The sequence below is a fragment of the Algoriphagus namhaensis genome (genome assembly GCF_042649705.1).
Taxonomy (GTDB): domain Bacteria; phylum Bacteroidota; class Bacteroidia; order Cytophagales; family Cyclobacteriaceae; genus Algoriphagus; species Algoriphagus namhaensis.
Map to the genome: position 1 here is coordinate 1,629,433 of NZ_JBHRZS010000007.1, position 24,200 is coordinate 1,653,632.

General features: G+C 42.6%; 22 protein-coding genes. 20 read left to right on the forward strand and 2 right to left on the reverse strand.

The features are described 5' to 3' along the window. Positions 1 to 6: 6 nt before the first annotated feature. Complete coding sequence (locus ACFOSV_RS15490; RefSeq protein WP_377906945.1) at positions 7 to 2,421, reverse strand: alpha-ketoacid dehydrogenase subunit alpha/beta; 2,415 nt, start codon at positions 2,419 to 2,421, stop codon at positions 7 to 9. 427 nt (positions 2,422 to 2,848) lie between these two features. Between ACFOSV_RS15490 and ald the strand changes: the two genes are divergently transcribed. After that, on the forward strand, positions 2,849 to 3,967 hold the full coding sequence (ald, locus tag ACFOSV_RS15495) for an alanine dehydrogenase (RefSeq protein WP_377906946.1): 1,119 nt from the start codon (positions 2,849 to 2,851) through the stop codon (positions 3,965 to 3,967). A gap of 53 nt (positions 3,968 to 4,020) precedes the next feature. On the opposite strand, the gene ACFOSV_RS15500 is transcribed toward ald, so the two are convergent. After that, the gene (locus ACFOSV_RS15500) at positions 4,021 to 4,929 is read right to left on the reverse strand and encodes a nucleoside hydrolase (RefSeq protein WP_377906947.1); all 909 of its coding nucleotides are present in this window, start codon (positions 4,927 to 4,929) and stop codon (positions 4,021 to 4,023) included. Positions 4,930 to 5,058: 129 nt separating this feature from the next. Here ACFOSV_RS15500 and ACFOSV_RS15505 point away from each other — a divergent pair, with 129 nt between their 5' ends. The 19 genes from ACFOSV_RS15505 (at position 5,059) to ACFOSV_RS15595 (ending at position 24,165) form a co-directional block, all read left to right on the forward strand. Beyond that, positions 5,059 to 5,727, forward strand: a complete 669-nt coding sequence (locus ACFOSV_RS15505; RefSeq protein ID WP_377906948.1) for a YggS family pyridoxal phosphate-dependent enzyme — start codon at positions 5,059 to 5,061, stop codon at positions 5,725 to 5,727. A gap of 15 nt (positions 5,728 to 5,742) precedes the next feature. Next, entirely contained in the window at positions 5,743 to 6,126 is a 384-nt protein-coding gene (locus ACFOSV_RS15510) for a DUF423 domain-containing protein (protein ID WP_377906949.1), read from the forward strand. Further along, a complete protein-coding gene (locus ACFOSV_RS15515; RefSeq protein ID WP_377906950.1) occupies positions 6,123 to 7,412 on the forward strand; it encodes a D-alanyl-D-alanine carboxypeptidase/D-alanyl-D-alanine-endopeptidase in 1,290 nt (429 codons plus the stop codon). The genes ACFOSV_RS15510 and ACFOSV_RS15515 overlap by 4 nt, the downstream gene beginning before the upstream one ends. A 59-nt stretch (positions 7,413 to 7,471) precedes the next feature. Continuing rightward, entirely contained in the window at positions 7,472 to 8,731 is a 1,260-nt protein-coding gene (locus tag ACFOSV_RS15520; RefSeq protein WP_377906951.1) for a S41 family peptidase, read from the forward strand. A gap of 234 nt (positions 8,732 to 8,965) precedes the next feature. Beyond that, positions 8,966 to 10,012 (forward strand): S66 peptidase family protein, encoded by a 1,047-nt coding sequence (locus ACFOSV_RS15525; protein ID WP_377906952.1) that lies wholly within the window; start codon positions 8,966 to 8,968, stop codon positions 10,010 to 10,012. Continuing rightward, positions 10,005 to 10,712, forward strand: coding sequence for an SGNH/GDSL hydrolase family protein (locus ACFOSV_RS15530; RefSeq protein WP_377906953.1), 708 nt, complete (start codon positions 10,005 to 10,007; stop codon positions 10,710 to 10,712). The genes ACFOSV_RS15525 and ACFOSV_RS15530 overlap by 8 nt, the downstream gene beginning before the upstream one ends. A gap of 4 nt (positions 10,713 to 10,716) precedes the next feature. Further along, entirely contained in the window at positions 10,717 to 11,403 is a 687-nt protein-coding gene (locus ACFOSV_RS15535; protein WP_377906954.1) for a DUF4377 domain-containing protein, read from the forward strand. Position 11,404: 1 nt separating this feature from the next. Further along, positions 11,405 to 12,016 carry a fumarylacetoacetate hydrolase family protein gene (locus ACFOSV_RS15540; RefSeq protein WP_377906955.1) on the forward strand — a complete coding sequence of 204 codons (612 nt, stop codon included), beginning with the start codon at positions 11,405 to 11,407 and terminating at the stop codon, positions 12,014 to 12,016. Then, a complete protein-coding gene (locus ACFOSV_RS15545) occupies positions 12,003 to 13,871 on the forward strand; it encodes a M23 family metallopeptidase (RefSeq protein WP_377906956.1) in 1,869 nt (622 codons plus the stop codon). Before ACFOSV_RS15540 ends, ACFOSV_RS15545 begins: the two co-directional genes overlap by 14 nt. 26 nt (positions 13,872 to 13,897) lie before the next feature. After that, a complete protein-coding gene (bcp, locus tag ACFOSV_RS15550; RefSeq protein WP_377906957.1) occupies positions 13,898 to 14,347 on the forward strand; it encodes a thioredoxin-dependent thiol peroxidase in 450 nt (149 codons plus the stop codon). A 10-nt stretch (positions 14,348 to 14,357) separates the two neighbouring features. Beyond that, positions 14,358 to 15,209 carry a transketolase gene (locus ACFOSV_RS15555; RefSeq protein WP_377906958.1) on the forward strand — a complete coding sequence of 284 codons (852 nt, stop codon included), beginning with the start codon at positions 14,358 to 14,360 and terminating at the stop codon, positions 15,207 to 15,209. A gap of 24 nt (positions 15,210 to 15,233) precedes the next feature. Further along, positions 15,234 to 16,202 (forward strand): transketolase family protein, encoded by a 969-nt coding sequence (locus ACFOSV_RS15560; RefSeq protein ID WP_377906959.1) that lies wholly within the window; start codon positions 15,234 to 15,236, stop codon positions 16,200 to 16,202. Between the two features lie 73 nt (positions 16,203 to 16,275). After that, positions 16,276 to 16,815 (forward strand): GNAT family N-acetyltransferase, encoded by a 540-nt coding sequence (locus ACFOSV_RS15565; RefSeq protein ID WP_377906960.1) that lies wholly within the window; start codon positions 16,276 to 16,278, stop codon positions 16,813 to 16,815. 62 nt (positions 16,816 to 16,877) lie between these two features. Further along, entirely contained in the window at positions 16,878 to 18,431 is a 1,554-nt protein-coding gene (locus tag ACFOSV_RS15570; RefSeq protein ID WP_377906961.1) for a glycoside hydrolase family 99-like domain-containing protein, read from the forward strand. Positions 18,432 to 18,595: 164 nt separating this feature from the next. Beyond that, positions 18,596 to 21,820 carry a S41 family peptidase gene (locus ACFOSV_RS15575; RefSeq protein WP_377906962.1) on the forward strand — a complete coding sequence of 1,075 codons (3,225 nt, stop codon included), beginning with the start codon at positions 18,596 to 18,598 and terminating at the stop codon, positions 21,818 to 21,820. A gap of 127 nt (positions 21,821 to 21,947) precedes the next feature. Beyond that, a complete protein-coding gene (locus ACFOSV_RS15580) occupies positions 21,948 to 22,451 on the forward strand; it encodes a DUF937 domain-containing protein (RefSeq protein ID WP_377906963.1) in 504 nt (167 codons plus the stop codon). A 28-nt stretch (positions 22,452 to 22,479) separates the two neighbouring features. Next, complete coding sequence (locus tag ACFOSV_RS15585) at positions 22,480 to 22,875, forward strand: hypothetical protein (protein WP_377906964.1); 396 nt, start codon at positions 22,480 to 22,482, stop codon at positions 22,873 to 22,875. Next, positions 22,872 to 23,267, forward strand: coding sequence for a hypothetical protein (locus tag ACFOSV_RS15590; RefSeq protein ID WP_377906965.1), 396 nt, complete (start codon positions 22,872 to 22,874; stop codon positions 23,265 to 23,267). The genes ACFOSV_RS15585 and ACFOSV_RS15590 overlap by 4 nt, the downstream gene beginning before the upstream one ends. A gap of 40 nt (positions 23,268 to 23,307) precedes the next feature. Further along, complete coding sequence (locus ACFOSV_RS15595; RefSeq protein ID WP_377906966.1) at positions 23,308 to 24,165, forward strand: cyclase family protein; 858 nt, start codon at positions 23,308 to 23,310, stop codon at positions 24,163 to 24,165. Positions 24,166 to 24,200 lie beyond the last annotated feature (35 nt).

A 24,200-nucleotide genomic window follows, 5' to 3' on the forward strand; every position in this document is an offset into this window, starting at 1 on the left:
CATGTTCTAAATCTTTGGAAATGTTTTTGGCTGTGCTTCATGCATGATCGCATAGGCCTTTTCCACCACATCTTCCACGCTCGGTTTAGAAAAATAATCTCCATCGGAGGAATATGCAGGGCGATGTGCCTTAGCTGCAAGAGTCTGCGGCGCCGAATCCAAATACATGTACAATTCTTGGTCTTCTATTGCCTGCTGCATCATAAACGCCGATGCCCCACCCGGTACATCCTCATCAGCAAAAAGAACTCTATTTGTCTTTTTCACAGATTCTCCAATTTGGCCTGTGACATCAAAAGGAAGTAATGTCTGTGCGTCGATAACCTCAAGCTCAATACCCATTTCCGCCAATTCATCCGCAGCCTCCAATACTACTCTACACATAGATCCATAACTCACAACCGTAAGATCCTTACCTTCTCGCAAAATCTCTGGATGACCCATTGGAACAGTGAATTCTCCCAAATTAGTCGGCATTTTTTCTTTCAAACGGTAACCATTCAAGCACTCAATGACCATGGCAGGTTCATCAGACTGAAGCAATGTATTATACATTCCTGCAGCTTGTGTCATATTGCGAGGAACGCAAATAATCATGCCCCGCAAAGAAGAAAGAATCATTCCCATGGGAGATCCTGCATGCCATACGCCTTCAAGTCTGTGTCCTCTCGTCCGTACGATTAGAGGCGCTTTTTGACCACCCTTCGTTCTATATTGTAAGGATGCCAAGTCATCCGACAACATTTGGAGACCATAAAGCAAATAATCCAAGTATTGAATCTCTGCCACTGGACGTAGTCCGCGAAGAGCCGCTCCGATTCCTTGACCAATGATGGTACATTCACGAATCCCAGTGTCTGAAACTCTACTTTCGCCATATTTGGCTTGCAAGCCAGCAAATGCTTGGTTTACATCACCGATTTTTCCAACATCTTCTCCGAAAGCGAAAAAGGCAGGATTATTTTCTAGCGTATGATCGAAAAATGACTGAAGCACTTCCCTCCCATCCACCAGTGATGCATTAGCCCCATATTCCACTGGAACAGCTGGGACATTTGACACTTTCCACTTAGTTTGGCTATACAAATGGCTATTGTAACGATCCAAGTTCAGTTGCTCTTGATTTTGAAGCCAAGATTTTAATGCTGCTTTACTATGATCCGAATCTAGCCTTAGCGTAACCAATGCTTTGCGAACGGTACTGATCACATCCTTACGAATCGGATTTAAAGTCTTGGATAATTCATGAGCCATTTGCTCGAGAACCACTTTACGCGTACTGTTTTGTGCAGCTTCTTTGATAAGAGCTACAGCTTCCTTTAGTTCTGTCTTAATAGAAGAAGAAAATGAGCGCCAAGCAGCTTCCTTCTCTTCTTTAACTTGAGCTTTTGCTTCAGCTTCGATTCCATCTAGTTCATCAGCGGTCGCAATTTCATTTTTGAGGATAAATTCTCTGAACTTGACGATACAATCCCATTCTTTCTCCCAATCCAATCTCTCCTTGGACTTATATCTTTCATGAGATCCGGAAGTTGAGTGCCCTTGTGGCTGCGTCATTTCAGTCACATGAATCAATACAGGTACATGTTCCTTGCGAGATAGCTCACCTGCTTGATGATAGGCCTGAATCAAAGTTTCATAGTCCCAGCCTTTCGCACGGATGATTTCGAATCCATTTTGATCTTCTGTACGCTGAAAACCGCTTAATACCTCGGAAATACTTCCTTTGGTCGTATGATATTCTTGAGGAACAGAAATCCCATATCCATCATCCCAAACCGAAACTACCATCGGAACTTGCATCACCCCAGCAGCATTGATGGTTTCATAAAACATTCCTTCAGAAGTGGATGCATTTCCAATAGTCCCCCAGGCCACTTCATTGCCTTGCTGTGAAAAAGTCTTGAATGACTTCAGCTCTTTATTCTCTCTGTAAAGTTTAGAGGCATAGGCCAAACCGAGCAATTTAGGCATTTGAGCCGCAGTAGGTGAAATATCGGCTGCACTGTTGTACATCTTGGTAAGATCTTTCCAGCTTCCGTCTTCATTCAGCGAACGAGTGGCAAAGTGACCATTCATTAACCTTCCTGCACTTGCAGGCTCTGCCTTGACATCTGTGTGAGCGTAAAGTTGAGCAAAATATTCTTGAACGCTCAGTTCGCCCAAAGCCATCATAAAAGTTTGATCTCGATAATAGCCAGCTCTGAAATCTCCCAATTGGAAAGCTCTCGCCATTGCCAGTTGCGCCAATTCTTTCCCATCACCGAAAATGCCAAATTTGGCTTTCCCCATGAACACTTCTTTCCTCCCCATCAGCGAAGCATGCCTACTGATCAAAGCAATTCTGAAATCTTTGAGAATTTCTTCTTTGCTCAGTCGGTCGAGAATACTAAACTGGTTTAATGACGTACTTGTAGACATAGATTTTTATTTCTAAAGGATATTTGGGTTTGCCTTCGTAATCAAAGCACTTCAAAAATAGCCAAAATGAAGTTTTTTGCAAATTTAAAAGCAATTAATTCCCCATCAAAAATTCCGTTACCAATACTTTTCATTTATGTGTACAAAATTAAATTTGGTTTAAATTCTTAAACCAAATATTATTCTAATGTTTACGAATGTTTTAGAATCGTTTGAGTGTCAATACTTTCCAAAAGTGGAATCCATATTATCGACGGATAAAATGATTTTTTTTAAAAGAAAACCTAGCTATTTTCTTTTCAATAAAATATTCTTTCGAAATCAAATTAATTTCAAAAGGAGGGTGATTTACTCCTGTATTTTATCTTTTCTCTTTGGGATGACCTGCTATATTTGCGCCAGAATATTCATACCAAACCCAAACGTCATGATAATTGGTGTTCCAAAAGAAATTAAGAACAATGAAAACCGCGTTGCTCTTACCCCAGCAGGCGCGAAAGAGCTTGTAAAAAGAGGTCATGTAGTATATGTTCAGCATACCGCTGGAGAAGGCAGTGGCTTTCTTGATGAAGAATATGTAGCCGCTGGTGCACAAATTCTTCCAACCATCGAAGATACCTATGCGATCGCTGAAATGATCATGAAGGTAAAAGAGCCAATCGAGTCTGAATATGCCTTGATTAAAGAAGATCAATTACTTTTCACTTATTTCCATTTTGCTTCCCACGAGCCGCTCACTAAAGCAATGGTGGAGAATAAATCGGTATGCCTTGCTTACGAAACAGTGGAAAAAGCAGATCGTAGCCTTCCTCTTTTGATTCCAATGTCGGAAGTAGCCGGAAGAATGGCTGTACAAAAAGGAGCTAATTACCTAGAAAAACCACTAAAGGGTCGTGGGATCCTTCTTGGAGGAGTACCGGGAGTGCTTCCTGCAAAAGTATTGATCCTTGGCGGAGGTATCGTAGGAACCCAAGCGGCATGGATGGCAGCAGGACTTGGTGCTGATGTGACGATCATGGACGTTTCGCTTCAGCGAATGAGATACCTAGACGATGTCATGCCTCCAAATGTGAATACCATGATGTCCAACGAATACAATATTCGTAAATTGATTAAGCAGGCAGACCTAATTATCGGTGCTGTTTTGATCCCAGGTGCTAAGGCTCCACACTTGATCACTAGAGATATGCTAAAAGAAATGGTTCCTGGAACGGTTCTCGTGGATGTAGCTGTGGATCAAGGCGGATGTATCGAAACTTGTAAGCCGACCACCCATGAAAATCCTACCTTCATCATTGATGATGTGGTACATTATTGTGTAGCAAATATGCCAGGTGCGGTACCTTACACCTCTACCCTTGCATTGACTAATGCAACACTACCTTATGCTATTCAACTCGCTGATAAGGGCTGGAAGCAGGCATGTATTGATAACAACGAATTGAAGCTTGGCCTTAATGTAATTCAAGGAGAAATCGTTTACAAAGCAGTAGCAGATGCATTTGATATGCCTTACGCGATGGTAGACAAATACTTGATGGATTAATCTCCAATTACTTGATCCAAATCCCTTGTCATTTCCATGGCAGGGGATTTTTTTTAGAAAAAGGACCAAAAATCTTGCTTCATTCCTTCCACATCTATAGCAGTATGGATTCCAATTTTGCGTGGTACATTTTCCTCTGGGGCATCGAATTCTTCCACTTTAGAAAGCTCAGGTTTGATCAGAGCCTCCACGATAGCCACATCCCACATTGTCCAGCGAAGCTTTTCAGGATCTGCTTTGGTCCACCAGCGCTCATACGATTCCCAGCGATCTACCAAATAATCACCAAGGGGGGATTTACCTTTTAATTTCTCATCAACCTCCCCCTTTTCAAAAACAAGCCGCTGACTCGTGGTGGCAGTCATCACATTGAGCTCAAGCCCCTCTGTATTCAAAAGCAGATTCACGGCTAAAGTATCATTACCCGAATTGAATTCTTTTTTGTTGTAAGTGTTGGTTTCAGGATTGTGCCAAAAGCCCAAATAATGAACGCGTAGTAAAGGAATAATCTCTGGAGCCTGAAGAATGGCCGAGGCTACATTGGTGCAACTTCCTAAAATAATAACGTCTAGCTTTTCTTGTTTCTTCAAGCTCTTGGCCTGATTGACGATAAAGGTGGATGCCTCTGAAATTCTGGGTTTTTCAATACTTTCCAAAGGAAAATTAGCTCCTACTGGCAAAGCCACATCTGATCTGCCCGTTAATTTTACCAACTCCTCGTTGATAAGCTGACTTTCCCAGACCGTAGAGTCACTTGCTAAAGGTGAAGTATGAAACTGAGCAGAAGTGATAGCAACTAAATGAATACTGGGATCATTTAGTGCTCTCGCCAGAGCAAACAAATCGTCCACCTCGTTGGCGGTATCAGCGTCTATAATTAAGGGAGCGCCTTCCCTTTCCTTAAAACCATCAGCAAGGAAAAAACTTAAAAAAAATATAACTAGATGATATGGAAGGGTCATGCATTAATCTTTAGAGATTTACCAATAACTTGAAGAAAGTTGAAAACATTCCATGGTCGAATCAATTTTTAATTTTAAGGGCTGTGGGTTTATCTTTGAACTCCTCCATCTAACAGCAAAACTCTTTACATGTCAATCCAAAATAACCTAACTCAGGTCCAATCTTCATTCAAAAATCCAAATTGTCGATTAGTAGCTGTGAGCAAGACCAAACCCATCGAGGATTTGATCGAAGCCTATGAAGCTGGTATTCGGGATTTTGGAGAAAACAAAGTCCAAGAGCTGCAATGGAAGCAGCCTGAGATGCCATCAGATGTGCGGTGGCACATGATCGGGCATCTCCAGAGCAACAAGGTGAAATATATCGTCCCTTTTGTGTACTTGATCCATGGAGTAGACTCGCTGAAGCTTTTGAAAGAAATCAATAAGCAAGGCAAGAAACTGGATCGGAAAATCTCTGTTTTGCTCCAGGTTCACATTGCAGCTGAGGACACCAAATTCGGTTTTGACTCTGAAGAGGTTTTATCCTTACTTCAATCGGAAGAATTTCAAGAGTTGAGCCACGTCACTATCAAAGGCCTCATGGGTATGGCCACATTTACCGAAAATGAAGACCAGGTGCGTAAAGAATTTAGAGGTCTGAAAGCCCTTTTTGATCAAATCAATCAGCTAGCACTACCTGAATTGAAAGAGTTTGAAGAAGTATCTATGGGAATGAGTGGAGACTACCTCATCGCACAGGAAGAAGGAAGCACCCTAGTACGAATAGGTTCTGCTATATTTGGCGCTAGAAATTAAAATCACCAGACATAGATGAAAGGAAGAGAGGTCATACAAACTGCCGCTGTTTTTGGAGCGCTATCGGTAGCTATAGGTGCTTTTGGAGCACATAGTTTAAGTGAGGTTTTGGAAGAATCCGGAAGAACAGAAACCTTCAAAACCGCCGTTGACTATCAGTTTTATCATTCCATCGCCCTTTTGGTGATTGGTGTTGTCTTTATCCAAAAACCACATTGGAAGCAATTGCGCTGGTCCGCAATATTTATGATTTTGGGTATGTTGATTTTTTGTGGTGCCCTTTATGCTCTTTCCCTCACGGGAATATCAAAATTCGGAGCAGTGGCTCCATTTGGTGGATTATCACTTATTTTAGGTTGGCTCACCATTATTTTCGCTGCCAAAAAGCGGGTGAAATGAAGAAAGCAAGCTTAGCAATTATCCTTTTTCTCGTCTGCCTTACAGGCTTTGCTCAGCTCTCTCGCGATCAATATCAGAAACTCGAAACAGCCCTTGGTGACAGGAGTTTTTTTAGTGGACATCTCACAGGCTTTGTTCTTTACGACTTGGATAGCCAGCAAGTTCTATTCGAGCAAAACAGTCAAATTCGATTTATCCCTGCCTCTACGACCAAGCTCTTTACCCTTTTTGCAAGTGTAGTCATCTTGGGGGATAGTACCCAGACGCTTCGATATACTACGCAAGGAGATACAATCCGAATTTGGGGAAGTGGAGATCCTACTTGGGATTACAAGGATTTCGAGAATTCACCAATCGAAAAACTCATCCAACCTTACCAAACCGTGGTCTTTTCGGATGCCAATATGGATAGTCCGGCCTTCGGGTATGGATGGCAATGGGATGATTATTATTATGATTATTCCGCGGAGCGAACTTCATTACCAATATTTGGTAATCTTCTCGAAGTGAAAAAAGTAAGTGGAAGACCTCAAGTCAAACCCAGCCGATTTCAATCAAGTGTCAAAACGACTTCACGCACGATTCGAGAACTCGAACGAGACTTTCACAGTAATACTTTCTACTACAACCCGAATAATTTTCGTGGAGCGGAAACCCACATTCCTCTCCTGACGAGCCCGGAACTGTTTGTGCAACTTGCCTCAGAAAAAACAGGTAAAAATTGGAATTATTCCCCAGACACCTTGCCTGCTGTACACCAAGAACTTCGCGGCATGCCTATTTTTCCAATCCTTGAGGAAATGATGCTGGAAAGCGACAATTTTCTTGCAGAGCAGTTATTACTCATGGTTTCCGACCGTCTTTTCCAAAGGCTAGATACAGAGCGCGCCATAGAATACATTCTCAAAAGTTACTTGAACGATCTCCCCGATACCCCAAAATGGGTGGATGGAAGTGGGCTAAGTCGACACAATCTTTTTACCCCAAGATCCATGGTAGCTCTTTTTGAGAAGCTCTATCGGATGATCCCTGATTCAGAGCTTTATCAGTTGCTACCCACGGGAGGCGTTTCCGGTACCATTAAAACTAATTATCAAGCAGCAGAGCCCTATATTTTTGCAAAAACGGGTACCATGAGCAATAATCACAGTCTGGTAGGCCTAATTAAAACAAAAAGCGGGAAGGTCTATTCCTTTGCCTTCATGAATACCAACTACCCATACAAAGCATCCGAAGTACGACGTGAAATGGAAAAAGTCATGGTGATGATCCGCGAAATGCTTTAGAATAACTATATTTCTCCATAAGCCTAGAACAGCTCCCATCAGTAACCATTCAGTACCTTATGATTTTTAGAATATCCCTTATCCTAATTTTTCTCATTGCAAACTCCGCTATATCTTCTGCGCAAAACAAAGGATGTGTACAAGACTTAGAAGCCTTACTGGAAATCCTCCAAGACACTCCATCCTATAAAGATCAAATCAAGGGAAAGGATGAAAAGGGCTATCTGTCATTTTTTGAAAAATTAAAAACTGAGGCAAGCGAAGCAACAACAAAAGGAGAATGCTTTTTGGTACTTGGTAACCTTAAGTCTCCCATCAATGATAATCACCTTTTCTTGAGTGAAATTCCTGAAATTAAAATTGATTCAGAAACCCTGCAGGATTCAGTTTTCATGGAAAAATACAAGGAGAGTGATGCTTTTAAGAATTTTTCTAGAGTAAATACGGATTTAGATTCCCTAGAATTGAAGCTTGAAGAATTACCGGAAAACAGCACTGAGGGAATTTATTACTACGGAGATTATGCCAAAATCGGACTTTTTCAACTTACAGGAGGCAATTATATCGCAGCCATCCTCGAAACAAAACTACCACATTGGGAACGAGGGCAAATTGCCTTTATAGCCAAAGAGTTTGACCAAGGTAAATGGAACATCTGGAACTATAGTCTGATCACGAAGTCTCTACAATTCATCTCAAGTGACCGAATCGTTGATGGGACATTTAATCGGATCGCTTGGAGCAAATTCCCCGAAAGAGAAGATTTTACCCAAGTTTCGCCCGAAAAACCAGTCTTCGAGTTCAATCAACTGAACGAAAATGTACAATACCTAAGACTAGGAACATTTGCCACCAGCACACAAAAACTCAAAGAATCCCAAGAATTCTTTGATCAAATTCAGGACTCTATCTCCGCTCCAAACCTTATTGTGGATCTAAGAAACAATGGAGGTGGAGGGAGTAAGTCTTCGAGAAAATTTTATCAAATGCTCAGAAAGGAAGTCAAAAACAGAAAAGTCTGGGTTTTGATAAATCAGAAGACTGCCAGCAATGCCGAACAGTTTACCATTCAAATAGCAAAATTTGACAACCTGAAAACTTTGGGAAAAACTACGGCTGGAATTCTAGCTTATGGCAATAACTACGGAAAGTCGGAGACGCTCCCGTCAGGAAGGTTTCAGATTTACATCACAGATATGGCCGACAGTGGTGGCTACCTAGCCTATGAAAGCATAGGAGTACAACCAGAAATCCCTTTAGAGATCACGAGTGATTGGGTAGACCAGACCTTGCAAATCATAGCGGCAAGTGAAAAATAATTCTGGGATTACAACCATCCGGATAATTTTCGGATGATCCCTCAGAAAGACTCTACATAAACTTTTGATAAAATGTACTCACCCTAACTGGTCTTGAGGGTAGAATCTTATTGAATTAAAGCATGAATTGCTTCAATGTTGACTTACATATTTTTAGGATCTAGGAACTTCCTTATTTCGCTCAAACCATGAAAAGTATTACCTTCATGTGCTCAGAAAAATCAATCTCAATCCATGAATAAACGTGCTTTTCTCAAATCTCTAGGAATGGTAGCTGGAGCTGCTCCGCTGCTCTCTTGGAGTATGCCATCCCCGACTTTTGATCCCGACACACTTTTGCCGAAGGCTCTAAAAAAAGGAGATTGGGTGGGATTGATCAGTCCTTCGGCAGCTACAGCAGACCGGATGCAATTCACCTTTGCTCAAGAAGCTTTGGAAGCACTTGGTTTCAAAGTGAAGCTGGGCGAAAACCTCAAAAACAGAAGAGGACATCTAGCCGGAACAGATGAGGAGCGAGCGAGTGATTTGAATTTGATGTTTGCTGACCAAGAAGTGAAGGCGGTGATTTGCATCAGAGGGGGCTCTGGAGCTGCTAGAATTTTACCTAAACTCGACTACAAACTCATTCAAGAAAATCCCAAGCCACTGATGGGCTATTCTGATATTACAGCCCTTCACTGCGCGATTCAAGCACAGACCGGGCTGATTACCTTTCATGGCCCAAATGGCTCTGGAAGCTGGAATAGCTTCAATGTAAAGCAGTTCGAGGAGCTTTTCTTTAACCAAAAGCAAGTAAGCTATCAAAACGAAATGCCAAAGGGAGACGATTTGGTAGTAAAATCCAACCGAATCCAAACACTCAAAGGAGGAAAAGCAAGCGGAAAGCTTCTGGGTGGCAACCTCACCGTACTTACCGCACTTTCTGGTACACCTTACTACCCTGATTTCACGGACTCCATCTTATTTATCGAGGATATTAGCGAGGATCCGTATAAAATAGACCGAATGATGAGTACCCTACAGCTCAACGGGACGCTGGACAAAGCAAAGGGGGTGATTTTTGGTCAGTGCACTGACTGCAATCCTGGAGGTGGTTACGGTTCACTGACCGTAGATCAGGTTTTGGATGATTATCTGTTGCCGCTAGGCATACCAGCCTACTCAGGAGCAATGATCGGGCACGTACCCAAGCAATTTATTCTGCCAGTAGGCGCCCAAGTAAGTATGGATTCAGACAAGGGGACAATTACGCTAGACCAAAAAATATTTCAAGATGCTTAAGCAATTCTTTTACTACCTATCCTGTTTTTGCATTATTGCAGCATGCTCTTGTAGCAAGGATGAAAATATCACGGACCAACCCATAGAAACCAGAATGATGACCTATTTAGCTTTGGGAGACAGTTATACTATTGGAGAAGCAGTGGCTGAGGAAGAGCGGTATCCGAATCAATTAATCCCATTATTGGAAAATCCTCAGTCTTGGGAAAAGCCAAAAATTATCGCCAAAACGGGCTGGACAGTAGATGAACTTGACGCGGGAATCAATGAAGAAACCACACTCTCGGCATCCTATGATTTGGTTACTTTATTAATTGGAGTGAATAATCAATTTCGGGGTCGGCCAGTAGAAGAATATGCCGTAGACTTTGAGAAAATGCTCCTGCGGGCCATAGGTTTCGCAGGGAATAAGCCAGACCATGTGGTGGTTTTATCTATCCCCGATTGGGGCGTAACGCGTTTTGCTCAAAACCGTGGGGTAAACCAACAAGAAGTCGCTGCTGGAATCGACGCCTACAATCAAACCAAGAAAGAAATTTGTGATAACTACGGAGTTAAATACATAGATATCACCGAAGACTACCGAGCAGTGGGGAGCCAACCTGAAATGCAAGCTGAAGACGGTTTACACCCTAGCGGCTTGATTTATACGGATTGGGCTAAAAAACTTGCAAACCACGTAAACACCATAACCTTTTGACCCCATGTACAAACTTTCCCTAATCATCCTTTTCGTAGCCTCGACCATGGTTTCTTGCACTCCTCCATCTGATGATACTATTGAAACTTGGTGGATTAATAGTGCCAAAGTGGATTGTGTAGGCGTGGGCCCGATGACTTGCCTTCAAGTACAAAAAAATGTCGCCGAACCAGATCCAGAAGCATGGACGCTTTTCTATGATGGCATCAAAGGCTTTGACTACCAAGCAGGAAAAATTTATCAAATCAAAGTCCGGATCACCGACCGAGAAGCGCCCCTACCCCAAGATGTTTCTTCAAAGATTTATGAGCTAGTGGAAGTGGTCAGTCAAAATCCAGATCCTAGCCTGAGAATTACAAATATCTGGAAGGTAACTTCAGTGGGCGAAATTGAAAATCCAACCAAAGTCAATTCCGAGGAACCTCTGATTTTCGAATTTAATGCTAGCGCAAAGACTTATTTTGGTGACATGAGCTGCAATAGCGTTCGAGGGGCTATTCAGACAAATGATGGCAAATCCTTCACCCTAGGCCCAGGTGCAGCTACGATGATGGCATGCATGGATATGACTGTGGAAAATCAGATTTCCAATGCACTCCAAGAGGTCAGAAGCTATGAAATCGCCGACCGAGAACTTCGTTTTTTCAATGAATCCGGGGATAAATTAATGACATTCCAAGCTGTAGATTAAGATGAAAATAATCGCCATTGGCAGAAATTATGCTGCTCATATTGAAGAATTAAAAAACGAAAAGCCTGGAAATCCTGTAGTCTTTTTAAAGCCTGAGACGGCGGTCTTGAAACCAGGAATGCCTTTTTTCTATCCTGATTTCACACAGGATATTCATCATGAATTAGAGATCGTGCTAAAAATCTCCAAACCTGGCAAATACATTGAGAGGAAGTTTGCGCATCGCTATTTTGAAGAGATCGGCCTGGGCCTGGACCTTACCGCCAGAGACCTCCAGCAGCAATGTAAGGAAAAGGGATTGCCTTGGGAAATTGCCAAAGCCTTCAACGGCTCCGCTCCCCTAGGGGAGTTTATTCCCGTAAAAGAGGCAGGTGATCTAAGTAATATTGATTTTCACCTGACTGTAAATGGAGAAACCCGTCAAAAAGGAAACACCAGTCATATGCTCTTTGACTTTGGGACCATCCTAGAATACGTGTCCCAATTTTTCCTTTTGAAAAAAGGAGACTTGATTTTTACCGGTACACCAGCAGGAGTCGGTCCCATTCAAATTGGAGATCATTTGGAGGGATTTATGGGCGAAAGAAAAATGCTGGACCTTGAAGTTAAATAAGATTTTACCCTTCTTATTTTTCTTGAGCTTTGCTATTGCAAATGCACAGGAAGTCGTTCCTGGATATTACCAGTCACCTGTGAGGCCAGGCGGAAGGAATTACCTTTCCGGAAATTTCGCCGAGTTGCGACCAAATCACTTTCACACGGGTTTAGACTTCAAATTTGGAGGGCAAGAAGGAGAACCGATTTATGCTGCAGCTGATGGCTGGGTACATCGAATCAAAGTTTCGACCTACGGATATGGAAATGTGATTTACCTGAAGCATCCCAATGGACAAATCACCTTATATGGCCATCTAAGAAATTTCAATGAGGAGCTAAGTGCCTTTATTCGTAAGAAAATGTACGAAGCAAAGGCCAACGATTTGGAAGTCTACCCCAATCCAGGTGAGCTTCCAGTTAAGAAAGGCCAGCAGATAGCAAATGGTGGAAATACCGGTAGTTCAGGTGGACCGCATCTTCATTTTGAAATTCGCGATAGCTTAGATCGGGCGATGGACCCCTTGAGATTTGGCTTTTCAGAAATCCTGGACACTACCCCTCCTACTCCTCAGACCATCGCATTGGTGCCTTTGGATGTCAATTCACGAATCAATGGTCGATATGAGCGTTTAGAAGTGACACCCGTTTCGACTGGAAGAGATTTTCGTCTCCCAAATACCATTCAGATATCTGGAAAGGTGGGTTTGGAAATCCGAAGTTTTGACCAATTAGACGGTGCAAGCAATAGAAATGGCTATCCCGTTTTTGAACTTTTTGAACAGGATAGTTTGATCTTAAATCTTACCGTGGACAAGGTAGATTTCAATTTTACCCGGCAATTTCTTTTACACACCCACCAAAATCAATTTACCAAGCTCTACAAGCAAAAGGCTCTACTTTTTGATTACATCACTCCCAAGGCAGAAAGCACTGGTCATATTTCCCTCGAACCAGGCGAAAAGAAAAATTACACCTTAAGCTTACAGGATGCGCGAGGAAATATGCGAAAAATCGCATTTAGCCTGGAAGGGATAGAAATGGAAACTCAGGTGAATAGTAAGCTCACTCCTACTCGATCGCGCTTGAGTTTCAATCAGAATATCATGGAAATCATTGCTCCAATTTCACCGGAAGGTGGATTGGCAAAATTCTACGTGGGCCAAAATACGTACGAAATGCTTCCTGCTTATCAGGATTCCAAGAGCCGTACCTACCTCTGGGACATGAATTTTGGAATACCAGATCAAGTGGATGTATGTTCAGAAGTGATTCTAACCGGAGTTTTAGCCATGATTCCCGTGCGTCAGGAAAGGTTATTTGCTAGCAAATTTGCTGCGCTGACTTTTTATGAAAACAGCCTATTGGAGGATCTCTTTCTGAGAATGGAAAGTACAGGCCCTGTTTCGAATCCAAAACTTGAAATCAACAGCAGGTCCGAATACTTATGGAATCCCATCACGGTCGACTGGAAGGTTTCGCCCGGTGCCTTGGATCGTGCTCGAACTCACGTGTATCAGTTATCCTCTAATGGAAGTAAGTCTTTTGTAGGTGGTAGTTGGCAGGAAGGCTCTATCCGATTTGACACCCGGAATTTTGGAACTTTCGTTTTGGCTGAGGATAATACCAAGCCCACGATTTCCGTGGTCCGAGTAAACTCTTCGGAATTGAGGTTTGTGATACGGGATAATCTCTCGGGAATTAATAACTTTGAAGCTAAGGTCAATGGCGAATGGGTACTCATGCGGTACGAACATAAGCAAGCCGTCATCTGGTCAGAAAAATTAGATAAACAACCTTTTAAGGGGGATGTTGTACTTAGAGTCACCGACCAAGCTGGCAATACGGCCGAATGGAAGGGGACGATCAGTTAAATTTCTCACCATAAAATTTGAAAAGTATGTCATTAGAAGTAGGTCAAAAAGCACCAGAATTCGAAGCGAAAATTGAAACCGGGGAAACAATCAAACTCTCTGATTATTTAGGAAAAAAGGTGATTCTCTATTTTTACCCCAAGGACAATACGCCCGGATGTACCGCTCAAGCTTGCAACTTGCGAGATAATTACGAAGAGCTACAAAAAGCTGGATATGTCGTACTCGGAATCAGCAGTGACTCAGAAAAATCTCATCAAAAATTTATCGAAAAGCAGTCTCTTCCCTTCTCTCTTATCGCAGATCCAGATAAAGTTGTGCATGAAGCGTACGGAACCTGGGTGGAGAAGTCTATGTACGGGAGAAAATACATGGGGACCGCTCGAACAACATTTGTAATTGACGAAAAAGGAAACATCGCTGAGATCATCGAAAAGGTGAAAACCAAAGATCACACAGCGCAAATTTTAAACTAACCCTCCACTAATGGAAAAAAAATCAATCGAACAACTTCAAGAAATCGCTTCTCAAGTGAGAAGGGATTGTCTTAGAATGGTTCACGCAGTCCAATCTGGTCACCCGGGAGCATCTCTCGGGTGCACCGAGTTTTTTGTTGCACTTTATTTTGATCAGATGCATCACGATCCAGCATTCAATATGGATGCAAAGGGCGAGGATGTGTTTTTCTTGTCAAACGGTCACATTTCACCTGTATTCTACAGTGTGCTTTCACGCTCTGGCTATTTTCCTACGGAGGAAATGAACACCTTCAGAAAGATCAATTCACGCCTTCAAGGGCATCCTGCCACGCATGAGCACCTACCCGGAATCCGAATTGCTTCTGGATCTTTGGGACAAGGTTTATCTGTGGCAATTGGAGCTGCGCAGGCTAAAAAATTGAATCAAGATGATCATACAGTGTATGTGCTGATGGGAGACGGCGAACAAGAAGAAGGCCAAATCTGGGAAGCGGCCATGTATGCCGCTCACTGGAAAGTGGACAACTTGATTGCGACGATTGATTTAAATAAGCAACAAATCGACGGTCCAACGAAAGAAATTATGGATTTGATCGATCTGCAGGCTAAATATGAATCCTTTGGTTGGGAAGTAATCCACACCAAAAATGGCAATGATATGAGTTCCGTAATCGCGGGACTGGAAGAGGCTAAGGCCAAAAGCCGAAAAGGAAAGCCAGTGATGAACCTCCTGCATACCGAAATGGGCTATGGGGTAGACTTCATGGTCGGAACCCACAAGTGGCATGGAATCGCTCCAAGTGATGAGCAGTTGGCTGAAGCTTTGGGACAACTTCCAGAGACCCTTGGCGATTATTAATTTTTGACTTTAGAATCTCAGACTATGACTAATTCATTGGATTTAAAATATAACTACACCGAGAAGAAAGATACCCGCTCAGGCTTCGGAGACGGCTTTCTCGAGCTAGGAAGGACCAACCCTAAAGTGGTGGGACTTTGCGCCGATCTTATCGGTTCACTAAAAATGGGAGCTTTCCAAAAGGAGTTTCCTGAGCGTTTTTTCCAGACAGGAATCGCTGAAGCAAATATGATGGGGATTGCTGCAGGACTAACCATCGGTGGGATGATCCCATTCACCGGTACATTTGCAAATTTCTCGACAGGTAGGGTTTACGATCAAATCCGTCAATCCATAGCCTATTCTGGTAAAAACGTAAAAATTTGCGCATCCCATGCAGGACTAACCCTAGGAGAAGATGGTGCTACGCACCAAATCCTAGAAGATCTAGGAATGATGAAAATGCTACCGCATATGACTGTGATCAACCCATGTGATTACAATCAGACTAAAGCAGCAACCATCGCAATCGCAGATCATGAGGGACCAGTTTATTTAAGATTTGGACGCCCTAGTTGGCCGATTTTCACAGATCCAGCTCAGAAATTTGAGATTGGAAAAGCTTGGAAAATGATCGAAGGTACAGATGTAACAATTTTCGCTACTGGTCATCTAGTGTGGGAAGCAGTGATCGCTGAGGCGGCATTGCGCGCTGAAGGAATCTCTGCCGAAGTAATCAATATTCACACTATTAAGCCATTGGATACGGATTCGATTTTGGAATCTGTTTTCAAAACTGGTTGCGCGGTATCTGCTGAGGAGCATCAGTATAATGGTGGATTAGGAGATAGTATTGCGCAGACCTTAGCTCGTCACAATCCTGCTCCAATGGAGTATGTAGGTGTGGATGATAGTTTTGGTGAATCCGGTACTCCAACACAACTACTTGAAAAATATGGCTTAAACGCTGCTTCTATCATCACTGCTGCAAAGAAAGTGGTCGATAGAAAATAAATTTTAACCTTGATTTTAGAAAACCACAGCTCAACATGAGCTGTGGTTTTCTTTTTTTATCTATTTTCAAAAGATGATCACCCCACACCCCGATCTTAAGCTTCAACCCATCACGGAAAAGGATCACAAGAAACTTTTTGATCTGATGAAGAAGATCTACACTCCTGCCTATTCTCATTTTTGGATTGATCAGGGCGAGTGGTATTTAGAACTTTGCTATAATATTGACAACCTAAAAAAAGAACTGGCTCGTGAGCGAAGCCATTATTTTTTCATCCAATGGAGCAACAAAACCATTGGTATCCTGAAGTATGATTTCCCTTTTTCTCCGCGAGAAATCGAAATCCCCAATGCCATGAAGCTTCATCGCCTTTATTTACATCCAAGCACTCATGGAAAAGGAATAGCTCCAAAAATCATGACATATCTTGAGGAAATCGCAAAGTCAAACGGATTAGATACAATTTGGCTGGAGGCCATGGCAAGGCAAGAGCAAGCCAAATGCTTCTATAAAAAAATGGGTTACAAACTAATCCACAGTTACAAACTGGATTTTGAGCGCTTCAATCCAGGCTTTGAGCAGATCCAAATTCTTCAAAAAAAGCTTAATTAGTCAAGGTGTAATATGTAAATTCCTGATCCAAAGCCAATTTTAAATTAAATAGCCTAAAGATCATGAGAGTATCCATTCTTAGCTCCATACTACTTCTTTCACTTTTTGCTTGTCAACCTGAAAGACAATCTGATACCAAAGTGCTCCACGCAAATCTTTTAAGTTCCGTGGACTTTGTCCAGGGTTCGGCTGAAAATCCAGCGGATGAAGAACTTGTTGGAGTTTATTTCATGCCCTCTTGGAATACCTCCACAGATCCAGCTGTTGATCGAGACAGCTTTTGGTCCTGTATCCAAGACCCTAAAAACTGCTCAAGTCTTCAAAATCCCGGAATCTGGGGACCAAAAGGACGAGTTTACAACCAGCGTTTCCCATACGAAGGCCCCTATTTAGACAGAAAACCAGTCGCAGAATTAGGAGGCTTCTATAAGCGCGACGATCCGAAAACAATCAAAAAGCAGCTTCAAATGATGAAAAGCTACGGGATTGATTTCTTTGCCTACGATTGGTTTTATGGGAGAAACTATTACTACCACCTTTATTTTGGTCCACAGTCCAAAATCTTTTATCCTGAAGGTTGGAAAATAGATCCTAACCGAGATGGACGAGTGGCTGTTCCCGGGCTGGAAGAGTGGAATGATCAGCTGAAGGTGATGCTAGATGTAAACGCCAAACTTCCGGAAAAAGAGCAAATGAAATGGGCGATCAATTGGTGTGACGATAGTCATGAACGATGGATGGCTTGGTTGAAAATAGGCTCTCCCGATGAATTAGCCAGAAAAGCGAATTACCAAGGCGAAAAACCAGATAAAACACTTTACCTGAAGGTACATGAGAAAATCACTCGTCAGTGGACTGACACCTATTTCAATCGAAAAGACTATCTCAAAGCGCCAGATGGTAGACCCATTGTCTATTTCTATTTCCCACAAGACGCAGAGTCACGGGCGGCATATTATGGGATTGGGTTGAAAGACCTTTTGGCTTTGTCCCAAAAGGTAGCCAAAGAACAGGGCTATCCGGGAATCAAATTTATTGCAGTAACAGCTGGACCCATGATGACCAATGAAAAAGCGTATGGACTCCCCACCAAATGGGTGGCGAAAAATCCTCAAAAACCTTGGGAAGGCGGAGAATATCGAGACAAGCTTTTGCTACAAGATTACGTGCCTCGATTGAAGGGAATGGGCTTTGAGGGAATGACTGCCTATGTCTACCACAACTTTATGGAAAAGTCCAACCGCTCCTACGCTGATATGCGGGAAACCTACAAAGGACATTGGAATATGTGGTCGGAAAAATTTAAAAACGATCCAAATTTCGAGTATCAAGTACCTGTAGCCATGGGCTGGGATATGCGTCCAGCCGGAGGAACTTGGCCACAACAAACCGGATTTCCTAGTGAGCCAGAGAAAGACCGGGTTCATTCGGACAAAAACAGCTTTACCGCCAAACTCAAAGATGCTCAGTCACTTTCAAGAAAGTATAGAAATTCTAATGGAAACACGGTGATGATCTGTTGTTGGAATGAATACTTGGAAGGAAACTATATCGAGCCCACAGAGGGTCATGGCTACGATTATCTGGAAGCGATCAAGGATGTTTTTGGTAATTAACATTCAAAAATAAAATCAATCCAAGCCTTATCAGAAGGTCCCTTACCCAATAACAGGGTAGTTCAAGCAAATTTCAGAAATGAGAATTGTCATTGACATTTGATCATCGGTTGGTTTCCGTGCTAGGTTTATTCTATTTTTAAACAAATAGAAAATGACCTATCATGAAAAAACTACTACTCAGTCTAAGTTTTGTGGTTTTCGGTTCTTCGGCCTTCTCCCAAGGCACAAAATTACTCCGAGAACCTTCTTTAAGCGAAACCGAAATTGTCTTTGTTTATGCCAATGACCTCTGGAAAGCTCCAAAGAACGGAGGAGATGCCATCCGACTCACGAGCAACGAAGGCGAAGAAAGCCTGCCGCATTTTTCTCCTGATGGAAACTACATTGCCTTTACCGGCCAATACGATGGAAATACAGATGTTTATCTGATTCCATCCTTAGGTGGAGAACCGCAGCGTCTCACCTGGCATCCAGGTTCAGATGAAGTAACTGGTTGGACACCAGATGGCAAATCGGTAATTTTTGCCTCAGGACGAGCCGGCCATGCCACCAAAGAGTCACAATTTTACAAGGTGTCCATTTCAGGCGGGATGCCGGAAGCACTAGCTGTCCCCAGAGGGGTCAATGGCGAACTTTCCTTAGACGGAAATCATATGGCATACCAGCAGATTTCATTTTGGGATCCGGAATGGAGAAATCACCGCGGAGGTCAAGCCAAACCCATCTGGATCTTGGATATGAATTCCTATGAACTTCAGATGACTCCACAGCTGGATAATGAGCGCCACACCAATCCAATCTGGTTGGGAAATAAAGTCTACTATATCTCTGAGCGAGATTTTCTGGCCAATCTCTGGTCTTTCGATCCAGCCACAGGCGAAGAAAATCAAGAAACATTCTTTACGGATTTTGATATCAAAAATATAGACGCGAGCAATTCCGAAATAATCTTAGAAAAAGGGGCACAACTTCATGTGTTCAATCCGGAAAGCAAGGAGATAAAAACCCTAGAAATAAACGTGAAGGGTGATTTTCATTGGGCTCGTGAGCGTTGGGTGGAGGTCTCTCCCAATCAACTTCAAAACCCACAAATTTCTCCGACAGGTCAACGAGCTTTATTCGAGTTTCGAGGTGAAATTTTAACTTTCCCTAAGGAAAATGGAGCTGGAAGAAATATCACTAACTCCTCCACTGTAGCTGAAAGAGCACCTACATGGTCTCCTGATGGCAAGCATATCGCCTATTTCTCCGATGCATCGGGCGAGTATCAGTTGGTCATTGTGAATCAGACCGGCAATCAAATCGATCGAACCATCTCCATCCCAGACCCAAGCTTCTTTTTCAAACCAGAGTGGTCTTCAGACAATATTCATCTTGCCTTTACAGATACAGATTATAACATCTGGCTAGTCAATACCAGCAATGGGGATGCGAAAATCGTGGACACAGACCGCTACGCTCACCCAAATCGGACCATGAACCCAGTTTGGTCGCCGGACGGAAAGTGGATTACTTATCCCAAATTGATGGAAAATCAGTTTAAATCTATTTGGGTTTATGAAATCTCGAGCGGAAAGAAAATCCAAATCACAGATGCTATGGCGGATGCTATCTCTCCGGTTTGGGATGAAAGTGGAAAGTATCTGTACTTTTTGGCCAGCACAGATTATGGGTTGAATACAGGTTGGCTAGACATGAGTAGCTATGATCGACCAATTACTAGATCGCTTTATCTGGTTATTTTGAACGAAGCCGATCCTTCACCTTTGCTCCCGCAAAGTGACGAAGAAAATGAAGTAGAGAGCGAAAAGAAAAAGGAAGAGAAAACAAGCACAACCATCACGGAAGAAGGTCTGATGAAGCGAATCGTGGCCGTGGACATTCCTGCTAGAAACTACACCGGATTGGCCGCCGCACCTTCGAATCAAGTGTTTTATATGGAATCTGTGCCAAATGAAGGTACTATTCTAAAGCGATACGATTTGACCAAAAGAAAATCAGAGGACATTCTTCCTTCGGTAAATGAAGTGATCATTTCAGCAGATCGGAAATCCATGTTATACAGGTCGGGTCGCACATGGGGCATCACGGAAACCTCTGGGGCGAATAAAAAAGTCGGAGACGGTGCCATCAAAAGTATCGCCAGCATGAAAGTAAAAGTAGATCCCAAAGCTGAGTGGCAGCAGATCTATCGAGAAGGATGGAGATATCAGCGTGACTTCTTGTACGTGGACAATGTACACGGAGCACCTTGGGACGATATCTACGAGTGGTACAAGCCTTGGGTAGATCATGTCAGACATCGGACGGACATGAATTACATCATCGATATCATCGGAGGAGAAGTAGCCGTAGGTCACTCCTACACACGAGGAGGAGATTTTCCTGAGATCGATCGAGTACCCATAGGACTTTTAGGTGCTGACTTCGAAGTGGAAAGTGGCAATTTCAAAATTAAGAAAATCTATACCGGGGAAGATTGGAATCCAGGTTTAGATGCACCTTTGGCGCAGCCAGGAAACTTAGCTCTGGAAGGAGAATATCTAGTAGCTGTAAATGGACAAGAAATCCAATCGGGTAGCAATCTTTACACCTATTTTGAAGGCACAGCAAACCAACCCACTAAAATCCATTTGAACTCCAAGCCAGGAATGGAGGGATCTAGAAGTATTTTGGTGGTTCCGGTAAGCAATGAAAACCAGCTACGTACCATGGATTGGGTGGAAGAAAACCGAAGAAAAGTAGATGAATTGTCCGATGGACAATTGGCCTATGTGTATCTACCGAATACTTCCAATCCCGGATATACCTTTTTCAATCGATACTACTTTGCGCAGCAAGACAAAAAAGGAGCAGTAATCGATGAGCGGAATAATGGTGGTGGATCAGCCGCGGATTATATGGTCGATATCATGAACCGAGAATTGATGGGCTATTTCAATTCCAGAGTGGCGGGCAATACTCCTTTTACACAGCCGATTTCCGGGATTTGGGGACCAAAAGTCATGCTGATCAATGAACGCGCCGGATCTGGAGGAGATTTGCTCCCCTATCTTTTCAATAAAATGGAAATCGGACCCCTCATCGGAACCAAAACCTGGGGTGGATTAGTAGGCACTTGGGATACACCACCGTTTATCGACGGAGGTAGAATGGTGGCACCTCGAGGCGGTTTTTATGACACAGATGGAGAGTGGGCTGTAGAAGGAGTAGGAATCTCACCGGATATCGCGGTGGAGCAATTACCCAAAGATGTGATTGCTGGCAGAGATCCTCAACTTGAACGTGCTGTTAAGGAAGCACTTGAGCTCATGAAAACAAAAGGGATCGAGCTGAAGCCTGAACCGGCAGCTCCGATTCGGTATTTCAGGCCAAAGGGGAATTGATTGGCGAAACTAGATAAGTTGCAAGATTTTAATAAAACCCTAACCAAACATGTAAGGATTCAACAAATCGTGATTTGAATTGAATGAATAAATTATCAAATTGAAGTGTATTAAATCATTATTTGAAATGTTAGATCAATTACTAAAAGCCGCAGACGGACCTTTGAAGGAAATGCTTGCCGGTATGAATCAAGAAAATCCTTCAGCAACCGCCAGCGCACTTGAGGATAGCTTAGCTGGAATTTTAAAGCAAAAAGTTTCCTCTGGAGATACCTCAGCCATCGCGGAGATGTTTTCTGGACGTGAGACCAATGCATCATCCAGTGTGATTCAAGGACTCCAAGGCGATGTGGTATCCGACTTAATTGGTAAGCTAGGAATATCGAAAGAACAAGCCGCAGGGATTGTTTCTGCAGCACTCCCCATGATCATGAATTACTTCAACAAAAATGTTAATAATGCTCCACAAGCTAATGAGGACATCATGTCATCTGTGATCTCCTCTCTCCAAGGTGGCGAAGGCAAAGTAAATCCCACCGATCTCCTGGGCTCACTAATGGGTGGAGGCAAAGGAGATGGAGGAATGGATCTAGGAGGATTGATGGATATGGGTAAAGGACTATTTAAGTGAAAAATGTATTATTAAACTCTTTAAAACGATGAAAAATTTTAAACCACTTTTATTCTTAGGGTCATTTATGTTCGCCCTAGTTTTTTCGGCTCAAGCACAATTTAGCTTGCCTAATCCAGCCGATTTTAAGAAAGACATGATGGGTGCTATGCTCCCTGGAGATGACTTAGGCCTATCAAATAAGCAAAAGGATGATCTGAAAAAGCAAAATGAAAGCTTCCTTAATGACGTGATCGAAATAGCAAATGGAAATGATTCTGATGAAGGCAAACTAAGCGCGATCAAAGGACTTGCTGGCAAAAACAACTCTGCATTGAGTGGTATTTTAGGTAATGACAAACTGCTAAAGTCTTATCGAAAGAAGATTAAAAAACAAATCCGGCCCTTCAAAACGAAATATAAAATAGCTAAATTGGTACTATGAAAAAATTTATAATAACTCCGGCCCTCCTTCTTTTTCTTGGCCTTACCATGTCCTATGCACAAGGACTTAAAGTTCCCAGTGTTGGAAAAATGGGAATGGCTACACAAGTTCTTGATATCCTAAACACAACAGATGGAATGGATTTGAGCTCAGATCAAAAATCAAAGCTTGAAAAAAACAACAAAAGCTTCGTTGATGACCTGATGAAAGTCAACGACAGTAAGCTATCTGATGATGAAAAAAAGGAGAAGTTTCTAGGTCTAAAGAACAGTAGAACAAAGTTTCTGACTGATTTACTTGGAAGCGATTTGTTCAAAAAGTATTCTGGGCAAATTCTAAAATCGATTAATCCACTTAAAAGTAAATTAGGCTTAGCAGCTCTTGCTTTTTAGGTTAATCCAACCCAAATTAAGGCCATTCTGAATAATCAGGATGGCTTTTTTTATTTACATAGCTATGTTCCGAATCCCACTTCATACCCTTTGCCCATCCTTTATCTGCCTGGTACTTCTTTGTAGTTGCAACTATACGAGTAAACAAGAAACGGTAATCCTGGAAATAGAATTAGACCAAATGGAGTGGATAGATCTGACTCATTCATTTGATTCCACCACACTTTATTGGCCAAATAATCCTACGGAATTTGAACATGAGGCTGATGCATATGGGACTACTGAGCAAGGCTATTTTTACTCCTCCTATTCTCTATCCACCCCAGAGCATGGAGGCACTCATCTGGATGCACCCATCCATTTTTCAGAGGGAAAGCTTACTTCAGATGAAATTCCTCTCAATAGCTTGATTGGAAAAGCGTCGTTGATCGATGTTTCTGAAAAGGCCTTGGGGGATCGTGATTATTTGATTTCCGCTGACGATATTCTGAATTGGGAGAAAGTAAACGGAGAACTTGAAGAAGGAAGAATTATCCTTTTCAAAACTGGTTATGGCCAATTTTACCCGGATAGGGAAGCTTATTTTGGGACAGCAAAAAAAGGGGATGCCGCCATTCCTGAACTTCATTTTCCTGGGATTTCCCCGGAAGCGGCTGAGCTGCTAGTTGAGCGAAAAGCGAAAGCTGTAGGCCTCGACACCCCAAGCTTGGATTATGGACAGTCCAAGGACTTTAAAACGCACCAAATTCTTATGGGAGCTAATATTCCGGGTTTTGAAAATGTGGCGAATTTAGACTTGCTCAGCACAAAAGATTTTTACATTCTTGCCCTGCCGATGAAAATAAAAGGTGGAAGTGGTGGACCTTTGCGCATAGTCGCGGCAGTATCTCCTAAATAAAGCTTAATGCATAGAGGAAATTCTCTGATGCCCTT